Annotated in this window: 19 protein-coding genes; 12 read left to right on the forward strand and 7 right to left on the reverse strand. The window is 53.1% G+C overall.

The features are described from left to right. Positions 1-4 precede the first annotated feature (4 nt). From ulaB to WB237_RS13065, 5 genes are read left to right on the forward strand one after another with little or no spacing between them, the layout of a single operon-like run. A complete protein-coding gene (ulaB, locus tag WB237_RS13045; protein WP_003856022.1) occupies positions 5-310 on the forward strand; it encodes a PTS ascorbate transporter subunit IIB in 306 nt (101 codons plus the stop codon). Positions 311-319: 9 nt separating this feature from the next. Next, positions 320-787, forward strand: coding sequence for a PTS ascorbate transporter subunit IIA (ulaC, locus tag WB237_RS13050; RefSeq protein WP_028016454.1), 468 nt, complete (start codon positions 320-322; stop codon positions 785-787). A gap of 12 nt (positions 788-799) precedes the next feature. Further along, the gene (ulaD, locus tag WB237_RS13055) at positions 800-1450 is read left to right on the forward strand and encodes a 3-keto-L-gulonate-6-phosphate decarboxylase UlaD (protein WP_008502901.1); all 651 of its coding nucleotides are present in this window, start codon (positions 800-802) and stop codon (positions 1448-1450) included. 9 nt (positions 1451-1459) lie between these two features. Further along, a complete protein-coding gene (locus WB237_RS13060) occupies positions 1460-2320 on the forward strand; it encodes an L-ribulose-5-phosphate 3-epimerase (RefSeq protein ID WP_336213672.1) in 861 nt (286 codons plus the stop codon). After that, the gene (locus WB237_RS13065; RefSeq protein ID WP_129996841.1) at positions 2313-2999 is read left to right on the forward strand and encodes an L-ribulose-5-phosphate 4-epimerase; all 687 of its coding nucleotides are present in this window, start codon (positions 2313-2315) and stop codon (positions 2997-2999) included. The genes WB237_RS13060 and WB237_RS13065 overlap by 8 nt, the downstream gene beginning before the upstream one ends. Positions 3000-3139: 140 nt before the next feature. On the opposite strand, the gene yjfY is transcribed toward WB237_RS13065, so the two are convergent. Next, a complete protein-coding gene (gene yjfY, locus WB237_RS13070; RefSeq protein ID WP_028016457.1) occupies positions 3140-3415 on the reverse strand; it encodes a DUF1471 family protein YjfY in 276 nt (91 codons plus the stop codon). Between the two features lie 345 nt (positions 3416-3760). Between yjfY and rpsF the strand changes: the two genes are divergently transcribed. The 4 genes from rpsF to rplI are packed head-to-tail and all read left to right on the forward strand — an operon-like array spanning position 3761 to position 5200. Further along, positions 3761-4156: a 30S ribosomal protein S6 gene (gene rpsF / locus WB237_RS13075; protein ID WP_014830397.1), complete on the forward strand. Its 396-nt coding sequence runs from the start codon at positions 3761-3763 to the stop codon at positions 4154-4156. Between the two features lie 6 nt (positions 4157-4162). Next, positions 4163-4477 (forward strand): primosomal replication protein N, encoded by a 315-nt coding sequence (gene priB / locus WB237_RS13080; protein ID WP_008502895.1) that lies wholly within the window; start codon positions 4163-4165, stop codon positions 4475-4477. Positions 4478-4481: 4 nt separating this feature from the next. Beyond that, positions 4482-4709, forward strand: a complete 228-nt coding sequence (gene rpsR / locus WB237_RS13085) for a 30S ribosomal protein S18 (protein ID WP_000135199.1) — start codon at positions 4482-4484, stop codon at positions 4707-4709. A 41-nt stretch (positions 4710-4750) separates the two neighbouring features. After that, entirely contained in the window at positions 4751-5200 is a 450-nt protein-coding gene (gene rplI / locus WB237_RS13090; protein WP_028016458.1) for a 50S ribosomal protein L9, read from the forward strand. Positions 5201-5268: 68 nt separating this feature from the next. Here the strand turns inward: rplI and WB237_RS13095 are convergent, their stop codons facing one another. Further along, positions 5269-5907, reverse strand: coding sequence for an OapA family protein (locus WB237_RS13095; protein ID WP_336213678.1), 639 nt, complete (start codon positions 5905-5907; stop codon positions 5269-5271). 233 nt (positions 5908-6140) lie between these two features. Between WB237_RS13095 and fklB the strand changes: the two genes are divergently transcribed. After that, positions 6141-6761: an FKBP-type peptidyl-prolyl cis-trans isomerase gene (fklB, locus tag WB237_RS13100; RefSeq protein WP_028016460.1), complete on the forward strand. Its 621-nt coding sequence runs from the start codon at positions 6141-6143 to the stop codon at positions 6759-6761. A gap of 313 nt (positions 6762-7074) precedes the next feature. After that, entirely contained in the window at positions 7075-8484 is a 1410-nt protein-coding gene (gene cycA, locus WB237_RS13105; protein WP_336213681.1) for a D-serine/D-alanine/glycine transporter, read from the forward strand. 86 nt (positions 8485-8570) lie between these two features. Here cycA and ytfE read toward each other — a convergent pair whose 3' ends face one another. Further along, positions 8571-9233 carry an iron-sulfur cluster repair protein YtfE gene (gene ytfE / locus WB237_RS13110; protein ID WP_336213684.1) on the reverse strand — a complete coding sequence of 221 codons (663 nt, stop codon included), beginning with the start codon at positions 9231-9233 and terminating at the stop codon, positions 8571-8573. Positions 9234-9477: 244 nt separating this feature from the next. Here ytfE and WB237_RS13115 point away from each other — a divergent pair, with 244 nt between their 5' ends. Then, entirely contained in the window at positions 9478-11127 is a 1650-nt protein-coding gene (locus WB237_RS13115) for a methyl-accepting chemotaxis protein (RefSeq protein WP_336213685.1), read from the forward strand. Here the strand turns inward: WB237_RS13115 and WB237_RS13120 are convergent. The 4 genes from WB237_RS13120 to WB237_RS13135 all read right to left on the reverse strand — a co-directional run bounded on the left by WB237_RS13120 (position 11124) and on the right by WB237_RS13135 (position 14412). After that, positions 11124-12089, reverse strand: coding sequence for a DMT family transporter (locus tag WB237_RS13120; protein WP_336213687.1), 966 nt, complete (start codon positions 12087-12089; stop codon positions 11124-11126). The two genes, WB237_RS13115 and WB237_RS13120, sit on opposite strands and share 4 nt — an antisense overlap. 75 nt (positions 12090-12164) lie before the next feature. Beyond that, the gene (locus WB237_RS13125) at positions 12165-12989 is read right to left on the reverse strand and encodes an AraC family transcriptional regulator (protein ID WP_336213689.1); all 825 of its coding nucleotides are present in this window, start codon (positions 12987-12989) and stop codon (positions 12165-12167) included. Between the two features lie 81 nt (positions 12990-13070). Further along, positions 13071-13919, reverse strand: coding sequence for an SDR family oxidoreductase (locus WB237_RS13130; protein WP_336213690.1), 849 nt, complete (start codon positions 13917-13919; stop codon positions 13071-13073). Positions 13920-14115: 196 nt separating this feature from the next. Beyond that, positions 14116-14412 (reverse strand): helix-turn-helix domain-containing protein, encoded by a 297-nt coding sequence (locus WB237_RS13135; RefSeq protein WP_072052250.1) that lies wholly within the window; start codon positions 14410-14412, stop codon positions 14116-14118. Positions 14413-14657 lie beyond the last annotated feature (245 nt).

Below are 14657 nucleotides of genomic sequence, written 5' to 3' on the forward strand. Positions count from 1 at the left end.
GATTATGACCGTACGTATCCTGGCTGTGTGTGGCAATGGGCAAGGTAGCTCCATGATCATGAAGATGAAAGTGGACCAGTTTTTAACCCAGTCAAACATTGACCACACGGTGAACAGCTGCGCAGTGGGTGAATACAAAAGTGAGCTGAACGGCGCGGACATCATTATCGCCTCTACCCACATCGCCGGTGAAATTAGCGTGTCAGGCAATAAATATGTCGTGGGTGTACGCAACATGCTGTCACCGGCAGATTTCGGACCCAAGCTGTTGGAAGTGATCAAAGAACATTTCCCACAAGATGTGAAGTAAGGACGCCACATGAAACTACGTGATTCTCTGGCAGAGAATAATTCCATTCTTTTACAGGCTGAGGCCAGCACCTGGCAGGAAGCGGTGAAGCTGAGCGTGGATTTACTGGTTAAGGCTGACGTTGTCGAGCCTCGTTATTACCAGGCCATTCTGGATGGCGTTGCCCAGCACGGTCCTTACTTTGTCATTGCACCGGGCCTGGCCATGCCGCATGGCCGGCCGGAAGAGGGGGTGAAGAAAACTGGCTTTGCCCTGGTGACGCTGAAAACACCGCTGGTGTTTAACCATGAAGATAACGACCCAGTCGACATTCTTATCACCATGGCCGCTGTTGATGCCAATACCCACCAGGAGGTGGGCATCATGCAGATCGTGAATTTGTTTGATGACGAGGCCAATTTCGACCGTTTACGTGCCTGCCGCACCGAGCAGGAAGTGCTGGATTTAATTGATATCGCCACTGCGGCGGCAGTTTAAGAGGAATTGAAAATGTCATTACCTATGTTGCAGGTTGCGCTGGATAACCAGACGCTGTCCCACGCTTACGAAACGACCCGTCTGATTGCAGAAGAAGTGGACATCATCGAAGTTGGAACCATTTTGTGTGTGGGCGAAGGTGTTCGTGCTGTTCGTGACCTGAAGGCGCTCTATCCGCACAAAATCGTGCTGGCGGATGCCAAGATTGCTGATGCTGGCAAAATTCTCTCCCGTATGTGTTTTGAAGCGAATGCTGACTGGGTCACCGTGATTTGCTGTGCAGATATCAATACCGCCAAAGGCGCGCTGGACGTGGCAAAAGAGTTTAACGGCGACGTTCAGATTGAGTTGACCGGTTTCTGGACCTGGGAGCAGGCGCAGGAGTGGCGCGACGCGGGCATTCAGCAGGTGGTTTATCATCGCAGCCGTGATGCACAGGCTGCGGGCGTTGCATGGGGTGAAGCGGATATCAGTGCGATTAAACGTCTGGCTGATATGGGCTTTAAAGTGACCGTTACGGGCGGCCTGGCGCTGGAAGATCTGCCGTTATTCAAGGGTATTCCAATTCACGTCTTTATTGCGGGTCGTAGCATCCGCGATGCTGCCTCCCCGGTAGAAGCAGCGCGTCAGTTCAAACGCTCCATCGCTCAGCTTTGGGGCTAAGGAGCGGGTATGTTGTCAAAACAAGTCCCGCTTGGCATCTATGAAAAGGCACTCCCTGCGGGGGAGTGCTGGCTGGCGCGGTTACGGTTGGCAAAAGAGCTGGGTTTCGATTTTGTCGAAATGTCAGTGGATGAGACAGACGCTCGCCTTTCTCGCCTCGACTGGACCCGTGAACAACGCCTGGCACTCGTGAGCGCTATTGCTGAAACGGGCGTACGCGTGCCTTCCATGTGTCTCAGTGCCCATCGCCGTTTCCCTCTTGGAAGTGAAGATGATGCCGTGCGTGCTCAGGGTCTGGAGATCATGCGGAAAGCGATTCGATTTGCTCAGGACGTCGGCATCCGGGTGATCCAACTGGCGGGTTATGATGTTTACTATCAGGAAGCCAACGATGAAACGCGCCGTCGTTTCCGTGATGGCCTGAAAGAGAGCGTCGAGATGGCAAGCCGTGCGCAGGTGACACTGGCGATGGAGATCATGGATTATCCGTTAATGAACTCAATCAGCAAAGCGCTGGGCTACGCACACTATCTGAATAATCCGTGGTTCCAGCTCTATCCCGATATCGGCAACCTGTCGGCATGGGATAACGATGTGCAGATGGAATTGCAGGCAGGTATAGGTCATATCGTGGCGGTTCACGTCAAAGATACACGGCCTGGTGTATTCAAAAACGTTCCGTTCGGCACCGGGGTGGTGGATTTCGAACGGTGCTTCCAGACGCTCAAGCAGACAGGGTATTGCGGGCCTTACCTGATTGAGATGTGGAGTGAAACGTCGGATGACCCGGCTGCGGAAGTAGCGAAAGCGCGCGACTGGGTGCGTGAGCGAATGGCGCGGGCGGGTATGCTGGAGGTTGAACATGCTTAAGCTCAAACAGCAGGTCTTTGAGGCCAATATGGATCTGCCGCGTTATGGCCTGGTGACCTTCACTTGGGGTAACGTCAGTGCTATCGATCGCGATCGGGGAGTGATCGCGATTAAGCCGAGCGGTGTGGCGTATGAAACCATGAAAGTGGACGATATGGTGCTGGTGGATCTCGAAGGAAACGTTGTCGATGGCAAATGGAAACCTTCTTCCGATACGGCCACACACCTGGCGCTTTACCGGCGTTATCCTTCACTGGGTGGTGTTGTGCATACACACTCAACGCATGCTACGGCCTGGGCACAGGCGGGTCTGGCGATACCCGCTCTGGGAACAACACATGCAGACTACTTCTTTGGTGACATCCCCTGCACACGGGCACTCACGCAGGATGAAGTGGAAGGTGAGTACGAGCTCAACACCGGTAAAGTGATTATTGAAACGCTGGGAGAGAGTCAGCCGCTGCATACACCGGGCATTGTGGTGTATCAGCACGGTCCGTTCTCGTGGGGTAAAGATGCCCACGACGCTGTCCATAATGCGGTGGTCATGGAGGAAGTGGCACGAATGGCGTGGATTGCCCGCGACATTAACCCACAGCTTCAGGGCATTGATGATTACCTGATGAACAAGCACTTCATGCGTAAGCACGGTCCGAATGCCTATTACGGGCAGAAGTGAATAAGTGCTCTGAAATACCGAAAAACAGCTGTAACCGGTGGTATTTCAGAGCCATTCATAAAAAAAGCCCCCGGGCAGGGGGCAAGTCAAACTATGGCTATGTTCTCTTTATTGGCTTTCCTGGTGCTAGCGTTAAAACGTTATCTGTATATATCTGCACTGGCGTGCATATTGCCGTTGCTACCGGGTTCACGCATCAGAATGACGTGATAGTATGTTGCCCCCTGAGCATCGGTTTCTTTATTAAGAGCCTGATCTGCTTCACTTTCAGTGGCGAAATTATGATTGATGTAGATTACGCCCAAGCTTTGCACATCATCCATGTTTCTGGCCTGCCGGCTGTCTATTTTGATGGCTGCCATCGCGTTTGCACTGAGCAAAAGCGCAGCCATTATGGCTAATACGATTTTTTTCATGATATGCGCTCCACGACTGCGTGCTGTGAGAGAGTGGTGTGATGCTCCTTCTTTAATTCAGATGACCTCTGATTAAAGTGTAATCACTCATTCGGTGGGAAAGCGTGACCATTTCTGATGCTGTTGTTCAAAAAAACAACGCTTCCTGGTGTGATTAATTTTAAATCACCCACTTAGACCAGCTTTGCGCTTTGTGCGAATTATTTGTGCAATCAGCTTGAGTTTCCAGGGGCGTGCAAGTATTATGACGCGTCAATTTTTCAGCCGACCTTTAACACGTTCCTTGCCTCCCCGGGCCTCGGCTGACCCAGACAGGAGGCTGAATAATCCGTAAGGAGCAATTCGATGCGTCATTACGAAATCGTTTTTATGGTCCATCCTGACCAGAGCGAACAGGTTCCGGGTATGATCGAGCGCTACACTGGTGCAATCACTGCAGCAGCGGGCACGATCCACCGTCTGGAAGACTGGGGCCGCCGTCAGCTGGCTTATCCGATCAACAAACTGCACAAAGCTCACTACGTTCTGCTGAACGTTGAAGCACCGCAGGAAGTGATCGATGAGCTGGAAACTAACTTCCGCTTCAACGATGCCGTTATCCGCAGCATGGTTATGCGTACTAAACACGCAGTTACCGAAGCATCTCCGATGGTTAAAGCGAAAGACGAGCGCCGTGAGCGTCGCGATGATTTCGCAAACGAAACCGCAGATGATTCTGATGCTGGGGATTCTGAAGAGTAATTTCTGATGACCAACCGTCTGGCGTTGTCCGGCATCGTATGCAGGGCTCCCCTTCGAAAGGTCAGTCCATCAGGAATTCCGCATTGCCAGTTCGTGCTTGAGCATCGTTCTGTGCAAGAGGAAGCCGGGTTTCACCGGCAGGCATGGTGCCAAATGCCCGTTATTATTAGCGGACACGAAAACCAGGCCATTACTCACAGTTTAACGGTCGGTAGTGCAGTAATCGTTCAGGGGTTCATCTCTTGCCACAAAGCAAAGAACGGTCTGAGCAAAATGGTTCTGCATGCCGAGCAGATTGATTTGATAGATTCTGGAGACTAGCCATATGGCACGTTATTTCCGTCGTCGCAAGTTCTGCCGTTTCACCGCGGAAGGCGTTCAAGAGATCGACTATAAAGATATCGCAACGCTGAAAAACTACATCACCGAAAGCGGTAAGATTGTCCCAAGCCGTATCACCGGTACTCGTGCAAAATACCAGCGTCAGCTGGCTCGCGCTATCAAACGCGCTCGCTACCTGTCCCTGCTGCCGTACACTGATCGTCATCAGTAATCGGGCACGGTCCATTAATACGACTTTAAGAGGATAAGGTAATGCAAGTTATTCTGCTTGATAAAGTAGCAAACCTGGGCAGCCTGGGTGATCAGGTAAACGTTAAAGCGGGCTACGCTCGTAACTTCCTGGTTCCACAGGGTAAAGCTGTTCCAGCTACCAAGAAAAACGTAGAGTTTTTCGAAGCACGTCGCGCTGAACTGGAAGCCAAACTGGCTGACGTTCTGGCGGCTGCTAACGCTCGCGCTGAGTCAATCAACGCACTGGGCACCGTTACCATCGCGTCCAAATCTGGCGACGAAGGTAAACTGTTCGGTTCCATCGGTACCCGCGATATCGCTGATGCAGTTTCTGCAGCAGGCGTTAAAGTGGCTAAGAGCGAAGTTCGTCTGCCGAACGGCGTTCTGCGTACCACTGGTGAGCACGAAGTTGACTTCCAGGTTCACAGCGAAGTGTTCGCTAAACTGGTTGTTAACGTTGTAGCTGAGTAATTTTTTACTCTGCTCACGTCGAGACGCCGGCCTTGTGCCGGCGTTTTGCTTTTTAAAGAACCGGGTTCTTAACGTGCCCTGATAAAACTGCCATCTGGCTGACGGGTAAACAGCACCTGCTGACCATTTCCCGTATCAATCGTTAGCCCGGTGACCACACCGCTGGCATTCTGACGAATCTGCACCATCTGACCATTTTGCAGGTTGCTGAGCGGCTTACCTGAACCCTCCACCTGCGCCATGGCATACACATCCGTTGGCGGTAGGTTATGGTCGCGGAAAAGCTGCGCGAGGGTTTTGCCTGGCTCTACGCGATAAGAACGCCACTGCTGCTCGATACCGGTGGGCTGCTGCGTCTGTGGCTCAGCAGCGGTCTGTTCCTGCGGCTGTTCATCCTGAACGGGCTCTGGCTGAACAGGCGCGACCTGGCCCGGATCGTTAGACGGTGCGACCAGCTGTGTCTGCATGGGTTGCGCGTCAGGCTGAGGCCGCGTTTGCGACTGAATGTCCAGTTGCGCATTACGGGTGACGGGCGCGGTATTGACATCATCGCCGCCGGAAGGAAGCAGGAAGCCCACGATCACCATCAGCGCGCCGATGATGATCCCTCTGCGATGCAGAGGAGGCAGCGGGTCCATGATGCGAAAATTGTCCGGCGCCTGCCAGATTTTCGCCAGGGTAGGTTTCAGTTCAAATCGCCCGGGCATGGCTCTCCTCCTGCTCCGCGTATTTTTTATCCTGTGCTCCAAAGTATAGTTTGCTAACTGCCTGAACGGCGTAGCAAACCCGACATCCGTGACATCAGTTCGGGATTAATCCTGGTTATCTCTATTGTTTCTGTTTCGTCGCGGTTTGTCACCTTAACTTCAGACAAAGTTTTACCCATAAGGGCATGGCTGATATGCTGCCCGCTACTTTAAATGTGATGGAAGGAAATCCCATGACCACCCCGACTTTTGACACTATCGAAGCGCAGGCAAGTTACGGTATCGGCTTGCAGGTAGGACAGCAACTGAGCGAATCCGGCCTGGAAGGTCTGTTACCTGAAGCGCTGGTGGCGGGTATCGCTGATGCGCTGGAAGGCAAACAGCCTGCCGTTCCGGTTGATGTTGTGCACCGTGCACTGCGTGAAATCCACGAACGTGCTGACGCTGTACGTCGCGCACGTTTCGAAGAGATGGCAGCAGAAGGTGTTAAATTCCTGGAAGAGAACCGCGAGCGTGAAGGTGTGAACAGCACGGAGTCAGGCCTGCAGTTCCGCGTGATCAACCAGGGCGATGGCGCAATCCCGGCTCGCACTGACCACGTTCGTGTGCATTACACCGGTAAACTGATCGACGGTACTGTGTTCGACAGTTCTGTTGCGCGTGGCGAACCGGCTGAATTCCCGGTGAATGGTGTTATCGCGGGCTGGATCGAAGCGTTGACCCTGATGCCAGTCGGATCCAAATGGGAACTGACTATTCCGCACAACCTGGCTTACGGCGAGCGTGGTGCTGGTGCATCCATCCCGCCATTCAGCACGCTGGTCTTTGAAGTCGAGCTGCTGGAAATTCTGTAATCGACTTTTCTTATTTCCTCTCCCCGGTTGGGGAGGGGAAAATAGTGTTAAAACCTATAGTTACGATGTAATCAATATTTTATCTTGCAAACGAAACTGTTGCGTGTATTTTTGTGAGCTGTTTCGCGCTGTATGAGTGATATGACACTCACTTTCAACATATTGTTAACATAATATCTAAATCATAGTATTCATCCCGCCGATTCTTACCTAATATCGATAAGCCCTTACAAAGGGACCGTCATTTTTTTGACGTATTTAAAGGCCAGAAGAGCCTTAACAACACAGACAGGCATAAACAGGAAAATATCACATGGTAGATCAGGTCAAAGTCGTCGCCGACGAAGAGGCGCCGTCTGAACAGTCGCTACGGCGCAATCTCACAAACCGTCATATTCAGCTCATCGCCATTGGAGGCGCCATCGGTACAGGGCTGTTTATGGGGTCAGGCAAAACTATCAGTCTTGCCGGGCCGTCGATCATATTCGTTTATATGATTATCGGTTTTATGCTTTTCTTCGTGATGCGTGCAATGGGTGAATTGCTGCTCTCGAATCTCGAATACAAATCCTTCAGCGACTTTGCTTCTGACCTCCTCGGGCCATGGGCGGGCTATTTCACTGGCTGGACCTACTGGTTCTGCTGGGTCGTCACCGGTATGGCGGACGTTGTGGCGATTACGGCGTACGCGCAGTTCTGGTTCCCCGGTCTTTCGGACTGGGTGGCCTCGCTGGCGGTCATTGTTCTGCTGCTGAGCCTGAACCTCGCCACTGTTAAAATGTTTGGTGAGATGGAGTTCTGGTTCGCGATGATCAAAATTGTGGCCATCGTAGGGCTCATCGTGGTGGGGCTGGTGATGGTTCTCACGCACTTCCAGTCGCCAACGGGCGTTCAGGCCTCGTTTACTCATCTGTGGAATGATGGTGGCTGGTTCCCGAAAGGGATTAGCGGCTTCTTTGCGGGCTTCCAGATTGCGGTATTTGCTTTCGTGGGCATTGAACTGGTGGGGACCACGGCTGCGGAGACCAAAGATCCTGAGAAGTCTCTTCCGCGCGCCATTAACTCCATTCCGGTTCGTATCATCATGTTCTACGTCTTCGCGCTGGTCATCATTATGTCCGTGACGCCGTGGAGCTCCGTCGTGCCAACCAAGAGCCCGTTCGTTGAACTGTTCGTCCTGGTAGGACTGCCAGCGGCAGCAAGCCTGATTAACTTCGTGGTGCTGACCTCTGCGGCCTCTTCTGCCAACAGTGGCGTGTTCTCAACCAGCCGTATGCTGTTTGGTCTGGCGCAGGAAGGCGTAGCGCCGAGCGCGTTCGCAAAACTGTCTAAACGCGCAGTTCCGGCGAAAGGTCTGACTTTCTCCTGTATGTGCCTGCTGGGTGGTGTGGTGATGCTCTACGTGAACCCGAGTGTTATCGGCGCGTTCACCATGATTACCACGGTTTCGGCGATCCTGTTTATGTTCGTCTGGACCATCATCCTCTGTTCATACCTGGTATACCGCAAACAGCGTCCGCATCTGCACGAGAAATCGATTTACAAGATGCCACTGGGCAAGCTGATGTGCTGGGTGTGTATGGCGTTCTTCGTCTTCGTGCTGGTTCTGCTGACGCTGGAAGACGATACCCGTCAGGCTCTGATCGTCACGCCGCTGTGGTTTATCGCGCTGGGGCTGGGCTGGATGTTTATCGGTAAGAAACGTATGGCAGGCATGCGTTAAGGATGTTGCCGGGTGGCGCTGAAGCTTACCCGGCCTACGTTCGAGGACGTTGTAGGCCCGGTAAGCGCTAGCGCCACCGGGCTTTTTTATTCACCAGCTAATGCTCGGGGGAACAGAACGTTGTTCTCGAGGCTGATGTGTTCCATCAGGTCGTCGATCATTTCGTTAATGCCGTTGTACATCGCTTTCCACGTTGTGCATGCTTCTGGCGGCGGTGTAACGTTGCCGGTAGTGTGTTTGATCACTTCCAGCAGTTCACCTGCTTCATCGTGTTCGCTTTCCATCACGCTGATCGGGCCCATTGCCTGGCTGCCCATTCCCTGTTTGATCATCGGGAAGAGGATCTGCTCTTCTTTCATCATGTGGCTGGATAGTTCTTCGTGCAGCATAGTCAGGTATTTTGCCAGGCCGCGCGGTACGGAAGGTTTGTCGGCATGTACGCGCTCGACTTTGGTTGCCTGCAGGATCAGTTCCGGCAACTGTTCACGGTGACGGTCATGGTATCTCACGATGATATGGTCGATGATTTCAGCGAGCGGGGCAGTTCGCCAGTCTTTGTCGACGGGCTGCTCGGCCAGCAGCGCCAGCTCTGCTTCAATCACCTCAACATCCAGCTCTTTGCGCGAGGCTGCACGCGCCAGGGTTTGCTTACCGCCACAGCAGTAATCCATGTCGTATTTACGAAACAGCGCAGAAGCGCGAGGGATGGAGAGCGCCAGCTCGCCGAGGGGTTGGTCGCGATAGGCCATAGCAGTTACCTCGTCATCAATAATATAAATTGCATATTAAATACATCTTTAAGCGAGCGCTATAACCCTTTAGAGGGAAGGGGGGGAAATGAGATTCGGATCACAAAAAAATATCTCTTTTTAACTCCCTGAATGGACTTAAGAAAGTGGTTTAGAAAGTTTTTAAAGGTGTAGAAACAGTAAACAACCCGCCGCGCCTGCCGATATATCCACGTCAAACAAACCTGCATATAAAAGGCAACGCATGTTTAAACGTATAAAAGTTATTACCCTTCTGATTTCGGTGCTGCTTGCGCTCGGCATTATGCAACTGATCTCCGCAGGTATCTTTATCAACGCGCTGAACAACGATAAAGACAACTTCACCGTGTCGCAGCTTTCCAGCAAGAATGTGGCGGAATTCACCGATGCGTGGATCAGTCTGAACCAGGCCCGCGTCACCCTGAACCGCGGGATGTTGCGCCTGCAAAGCAGCATGGCCTCTCAAATTAACGGCGGCCAGCTGAATGAGCTGGTGACGACGGCTAAAAATCTGCTGACTGAAGCACAGGTTCATTATGATAAATACAATGCCTTGCCGAATACTCCTGGTCTGGATCAGAACCTGACTAATCGCCTGGAGGAGCAGTACCGCAATTATTCTGCGACGCTGGCACAAATGAACGTGTTGCTGAGCCAGGGTAATCTGGAAGACATGTTCAAGCAGAATGCCGAGCAAAAACAAAACGCGATGCAGACGGTTTATCGTGAATGGCGTGAAGCGCAGGCCGCGCTCACTGATAAAGGCATCAGGGATAATGAAAGCGACTACAAACGCATCCTGTGGATCCTCTCGACGGTGATGCTGCTGGTGATTGCGGTCATTATCTCCAGCTGGATCGCCATGCGTCGCGTGCTGTTACTTCCGCTGGAAGAGATTATCAGCCATATCCGCGCCATTGCGGCAGGCGATTTAACCCAGCCGATTCAGGCTGACGGTAAGAACGAGATGGCGATCCTTGCGCACAACGTTCAGGAGATGCAAGCGTCACTGGCGAATACCGTGGGTGTCGTGCGTCAAGGCGCTGATACTATTTACACCGGGGCGGGTGAAATCTCTGCGGGCAGTAACGATCTCTCTTCCCGTACTGAGCAGCAGGCCGCTTCTCTGGAAGAAACGGCAGCCAGCATGGAACAGCTAACGGCAACCGTGAAACAGAACGCCGATAACGCGCGTCAGGCTTCTCGTCTGGCACTGGATGCCTCTTCAACCGCGAAGAAGGGCGGTCATGTGGTGGAAGGAGTGGTACGCACCATGGATGAAATTGCTACCAGTTCCAGCAAAATTGCGCAAATTACTAACGTGATCGACGGAATTGCCTTCCAGACCAATATTCTGGCGCTGAACGCAGCGGTGGAAGCTGCCCGTGCAGGCGAGCAGGGACGTGGTTTTGCGGTGGTAGCCGGTGAAGTGCGTACCCTGGCACAGCGCAGCGCCCAGGCCGCGAAAGAGATCAAAGCGCTGATCGATGATTCCGGCGAGCGCGTGAACGCAGGTTCTCAGCTGGTGAATGAAGCGGGTGCGACGATGGCGGAAATTGTCAGTGCAGTTACTCGCGTCACCGACATCATGGGCGAAATTGCTTCTGCGTCTGACGAACAGAGCCGTGGTATTGATCAGGTTGGTCAGGCCGTGGCAGAGATGGATCGCGTCACCCAGCAGAACGCCTCGCTGGTGGAGGAGTCTGCGGCAGCAGCGGCAGCGCTGGAAGATCAGGCAGCTCGCCTGAACGAAGCGGTGGCGGTATTTAAAATTATCCGCAACCAGACGGTCAAAGCGGCTCCGGTGAAAACCTATGCACCAAAGGCGCAGCCCGTAGCGGCTGCGTCTGAGGCCAACTGGGAAACGTTCTAACTCTCCGACGCCGGAACAACCATCGGTTTTTCCGGCTTCGCTCTTACCGCCATCACCACCCCGATGACCAGTAACGCGATCCCGCAGGCTGTGAATAACGGCGGCACGCTCTGGCGCATCAGGAAGGTGTAAAGCAGCCCGGCCAGGGTTTCGAAAACAATCAGCGGCCCTAAGATCACCGTCGGCAGCTTCTGGCTGGCAATATTCCAGCACAGCGTGCCCACCCATGAGCACAGCACCGCAATCGCAACCATCAGGCCAATAAACACCCAGGGTCTCGGCCCAAAGGGTTGGGCGAATTCTGGCTGCTGGTGACCTAACCAGATGCACGCGCCGGCATATCCCACCAGTGAAACGGGCAGCGTGACCAGCGCCTGCGCCGTCGCCCACATCATCGGGTGTTTATCCGGATTTTCCCGCAGCCAGCGTGCGTTACGCAGGGCATACCATGCCCAGCATGCCACGGAAATAAACGCCAGAAGGATACCGGAACCGTAACGCCACAGATCAACATTCGCCAGCCCATGACGCAGCTCGGCAATATTGACACATACCAGCCCCACGGCGGTGCATCCCAGCGCTGGCACCATTTTTGACCACGCCAGTTTACCATCGCGCTGGCTATAGAGCAGGTTAGCAAAGACGGGGATAACGACCGGCAGCGTGCCGATAATCATGGTAGACACTGGCGCCCCGGTACGCTGAATTGCGCTCGCGAGGCAAACGTAATAGATAAGATTGCCCGTCATGGTCAGCGCCAGCGCGGTACCCCAGTCCTGACGGCTGAGCTGACGCAAGCGCGCACGTCCCAGCCACGCCAGGGGCAGGGCAATCAGCCCCAGCGCCAGGTAACGTCCGGTCGACTGTAGTATTGCCGGATACTCGGGCACGATCAGCGGGCCGACAAAGATTAACCCCCACATCATCCCTGCCAGCAGGGCATACAACACACCACTAATCATTTTTCCATCCACAGGTATTTACGCTGTACTCAGTGTAGGAGGGGCAAAGTGGCGCGTATTGTATGAGATTGCGCTTTAGCGCCGGGTGACCTGCTTTTGGTAGCGCACGGGGGTAATGCCGTAGCGACGGGTAAACGCGCGGGTTAAATGTGACTGGTCGGTTAGCCCGGTTGCGGCGGCGACTTCGGCTGCAGGCATACCGTGCGTGAGGAACGCTTTGGCCCGCCACAGACGGATGGCCATCAACATCTGATGCGGCGTAACGTGAAAATGGGCTTTGAACTGGCGCAGGAAATGGTACGGGCTCAGCGAGACAACGTTAGCCAGTTCATCCAGCGTCAGGGCGTGCATATAGTTATCGTGCAGATACTCGCGTACTCGTTCGAAGCGGTGTGCGCCTTCGCGGATCAGCGGCGCGTGATGGGCGAGCGGCTGGAAAGTGTCAATGAGATCCAACAAAAGCCCTTTTTGAGCCAGCGGGTCGTCCGTATGCCACAGACCATAGATGAGCCTGCCGATTTGCTGTGAGCGTAGCGGGTCATACCGGGTGGCATCGCTAAACCACCAGTGACGAAGGCCTGTCGCCTCTTCCAGCAGATTGGGGTCGATATAGACCATCCGGTAACGCCAGCCACCTTCAGTGGCGGACTCGCCGGTATGGATCTCGTCCGGATTCATGGTGACAACGGATTTTTCAGACGCGAGGTGCTGGGTACCGCGATAGCGAAAGCGTTCCGCACCGGTCTCAATGGTGCCGATACCAAAGGCTTCGTGAGTGTGAGGCTCAAAGGCGTATTCAGAAATATGCGCGTGATAAAGTTCAAGACCCGGCAGTTCCGCCAGATGGCGAAAGCGCGCACTGTCTCTCTCATCAAAAAACTGTTCCGGTACACCTTGCACGTTGAATCTCCTCACGGGTCATCTTTCCATTATCAAAGATGACCCGAGGGGATGCCACAAAAAATAACCAGTTCGTAACAATTACAGAATAGCGCTGACGCTGTCTGCCAGCGAAGTGGTTGGGCGACCGATCAGTTTGCTCAGGGTGTGGCTGTCATCGAACAGGCCGCCTTTGGATGCGCCCACGTCAGAGTCCGCCAGCATATCCGCCAGCCCGGCCGGAAGGCCAACCCCCTTCAATGCGGCGGCAAAGTCCGCTTCACTCAGGTTCTGATACGTCACGTTCTTGCCGCTTTGCTTGCTGAGTTCTGCAGCCAGATCGCTCAGTGTCCAGCTATTGTCACCCGCCAGTTCGTAAACCTTGCCTGCATGACCTTCTTCAGCGATGACTTTTGCTGCCGCAGCAGCGTAATCCGCACGTGTGGCAGAGGCAATTTTGCCGTCACCCGCAGCGCCAATAAACACGCCATGCTCCAGAGCAGGCGGTGCACTCGCCAGATAGTTTTCGGTATACCAGCCGTTGCGCAGCAGGGCATAAGGAATGCCGGAGGCCGCCAGCGCTTTTTCAGTGGCAACGTGTTCAACGTGCAGGCCGAGCGGTGATTTATCTGCATGCAGCAGGCTGGTGTAGGCGATGAATTTCACGCCCGCCGCTTTGGCGGCGTTAATCACATTCTGGTGCTGAGTAGCGCGCTGGCCGACTTCGCTGGAGGAGATCAGCAGGAGTTTATCCACGCCGTCCAGCGCCGTGGTAAACGCTGCCTGGTCAGTATAATCCGCCTGACGCACGACAATACCTTGCTGGCTGAGTACCCCGGCTTTTGCCGGATTACGCACAATGGCCACAATCTGACTGGCCGGAACGGTTTTAAGCAGGTGTTCAATAACGAGTTGGCCAAGCTGGCCGGTAGCACCGGTAATTGCGATCATGAGAGAACTCCTGTTGAGTGACAATAAAGTTGTATTCTTAAATTAAAAAATGACATTAAAGTTGTACCGCTAAGTGTTGTGATTGAACTTTAAAAGAATAGGTTACGCACAGTCTTTGTGCGTTTTCCCCTTAAAGTAATGATTGCTGAGCAGTGTGATCTGATCGTTCAAGAAAAGAATGGATGAATACGAATCGTCACCATTTCTCCCGTCTGGTGGGAGAATCATCACATTTTTCTTTCACTTCTGTTGAGGGAATTGGAGTTGAAGACTGTATCGAAGATAAGGAAAGCTCAATCCCTAAATGAGTAAACACTCTGAATAGACGCTCAAAACTGGCGCTGGCTGGATTGGATTCGAAACGTGCATAGGCTTGCTGTGACACCCCTAATCGCTCTGAAATAGCTTTCTGTGTGAGCCTTTTCTCTTTGCGAAAACCAATCAATATTGGACGTAAATGATTAAGTTGCTTTATCGGATAGGCTGTATTCATTTTGAGATAACCATTGAGTTTGTGTCCAAAACATGCTTCTGTAGACTCATTTAACAACGTATAGGGTGTTAAAACAAGAATACAATCTATAGGTTGTTAAACAGGAATGTGGTAACTCGTAGGCTGTTATTTGAAAGGGCTTTGCGCATGCTGATATCCTCAGAGGGAATAATCAGTCTGTCGTAAGATCTCTACAGGTGAATGATAAGCGTTAATCAGAACGTAATGGCTGTTTTCCTCGCGTC

Source organism: Enterobacter sp. P82 (assembly GCF_037053385.1).
Classification (GTDB): Bacteria; Pseudomonadota; Gammaproteobacteria; order Enterobacterales; family Enterobacteriaceae; genus Enterobacter.

Coding starts and splice junctions, on each gene's coding strand:
- ulaC (WP_028016454.1), top strand. CDS start 320: ATGAAACTACGTGATTCTCTGGCAGAGAATAATTCCATTCTTTTACAG.
- yjfY (WP_028016457.1), bottom strand. CDS start 3,415: ATGAAAAAAATCGTATTAGCCATAATGGCTGCGCTTTTGCTCAGTGCA.
- ulaD (WP_008502901.1), top strand. CDS start 800: ATGTCATTACCTATGTTGCAGGTTGCGCTGGATAACCAGACGCTGTCC.
- WB237_RS13060 (WP_336213672.1), top strand. CDS start 1,460: ATGTTGTCAAAACAAGTCCCGCTTGGCATCTATGAAAAGGCACTCCCT.
- ulaB (WP_003856022.1), top strand. CDS start 5: ATGACCGTACGTATCCTGGCTGTGTGTGGCAATGGGCAAGGTAGCTCC.
- rplI (WP_028016458.1), top strand. CDS start 4,751: ATGCAAGTTATTCTGCTTGATAAAGTAGCAAACCTGGGCAGCCTGGGT.
- rpsF (WP_014830397.1), top strand. CDS start 3,761: ATGCGTCATTACGAAATCGTTTTTATGGTCCATCCTGACCAGAGCGAA.
- WB237_RS13130 (WP_336213690.1), bottom strand. CDS start 13,919: ATGATCGCAATTACCGGTGCTACCGGCCAGCTTGGCCAACTCGTTATT.
- WB237_RS13135 (WP_072052250.1), bottom strand. CDS start 14,412: ATGAATACAGCCTATCCGATAAAGCAACTTAATCATTTACGTCCAATA.
- rpsR (WP_000135199.1), top strand. CDS start 4,482: ATGGCACGTTATTTCCGTCGTCGCAAGTTCTGCCGTTTCACCGCGGAA.
- fklB (WP_028016460.1), top strand. CDS start 6,141: ATGACCACCCCGACTTTTGACACTATCGAAGCGCAGGCAAGTTACGGT.
- ytfE (WP_336213684.1), bottom strand. CDS start 9,233: ATGGCCTATCGCGACCAACCCCTCGGCGAGCTGGCGCTCTCCATCCCT.
- WB237_RS13095 (WP_336213678.1), bottom strand. CDS start 5,907: ATGCCCGGGCGATTTGAACTGAAACCTACCCTGGCGAAAATCTGGCAG.
- WB237_RS13065 (WP_129996841.1), top strand. CDS start 2,313: ATGCTTAAGCTCAAACAGCAGGTCTTTGAGGCCAATATGGATCTGCCG.
- priB (WP_008502895.1), top strand. CDS start 4,163: ATGACCAACCGTCTGGCGTTGTCCGGCATCGTATGCAGGGCTCCCCTT.
- cycA (WP_336213681.1), top strand. CDS start 7,075: ATGGTAGATCAGGTCAAAGTCGTCGCCGACGAAGAGGCGCCGTCTGAA.
- WB237_RS13120 (WP_336213687.1), bottom strand. CDS start 12,089: ATGATTAGTGGTGTGTTGTATGCCCTGCTGGCAGGGATGATGTGGGGG.
- WB237_RS13115 (WP_336213685.1), top strand. CDS start 9,478: ATGTTTAAACGTATAAAAGTTATTACCCTTCTGATTTCGGTGCTGCTT.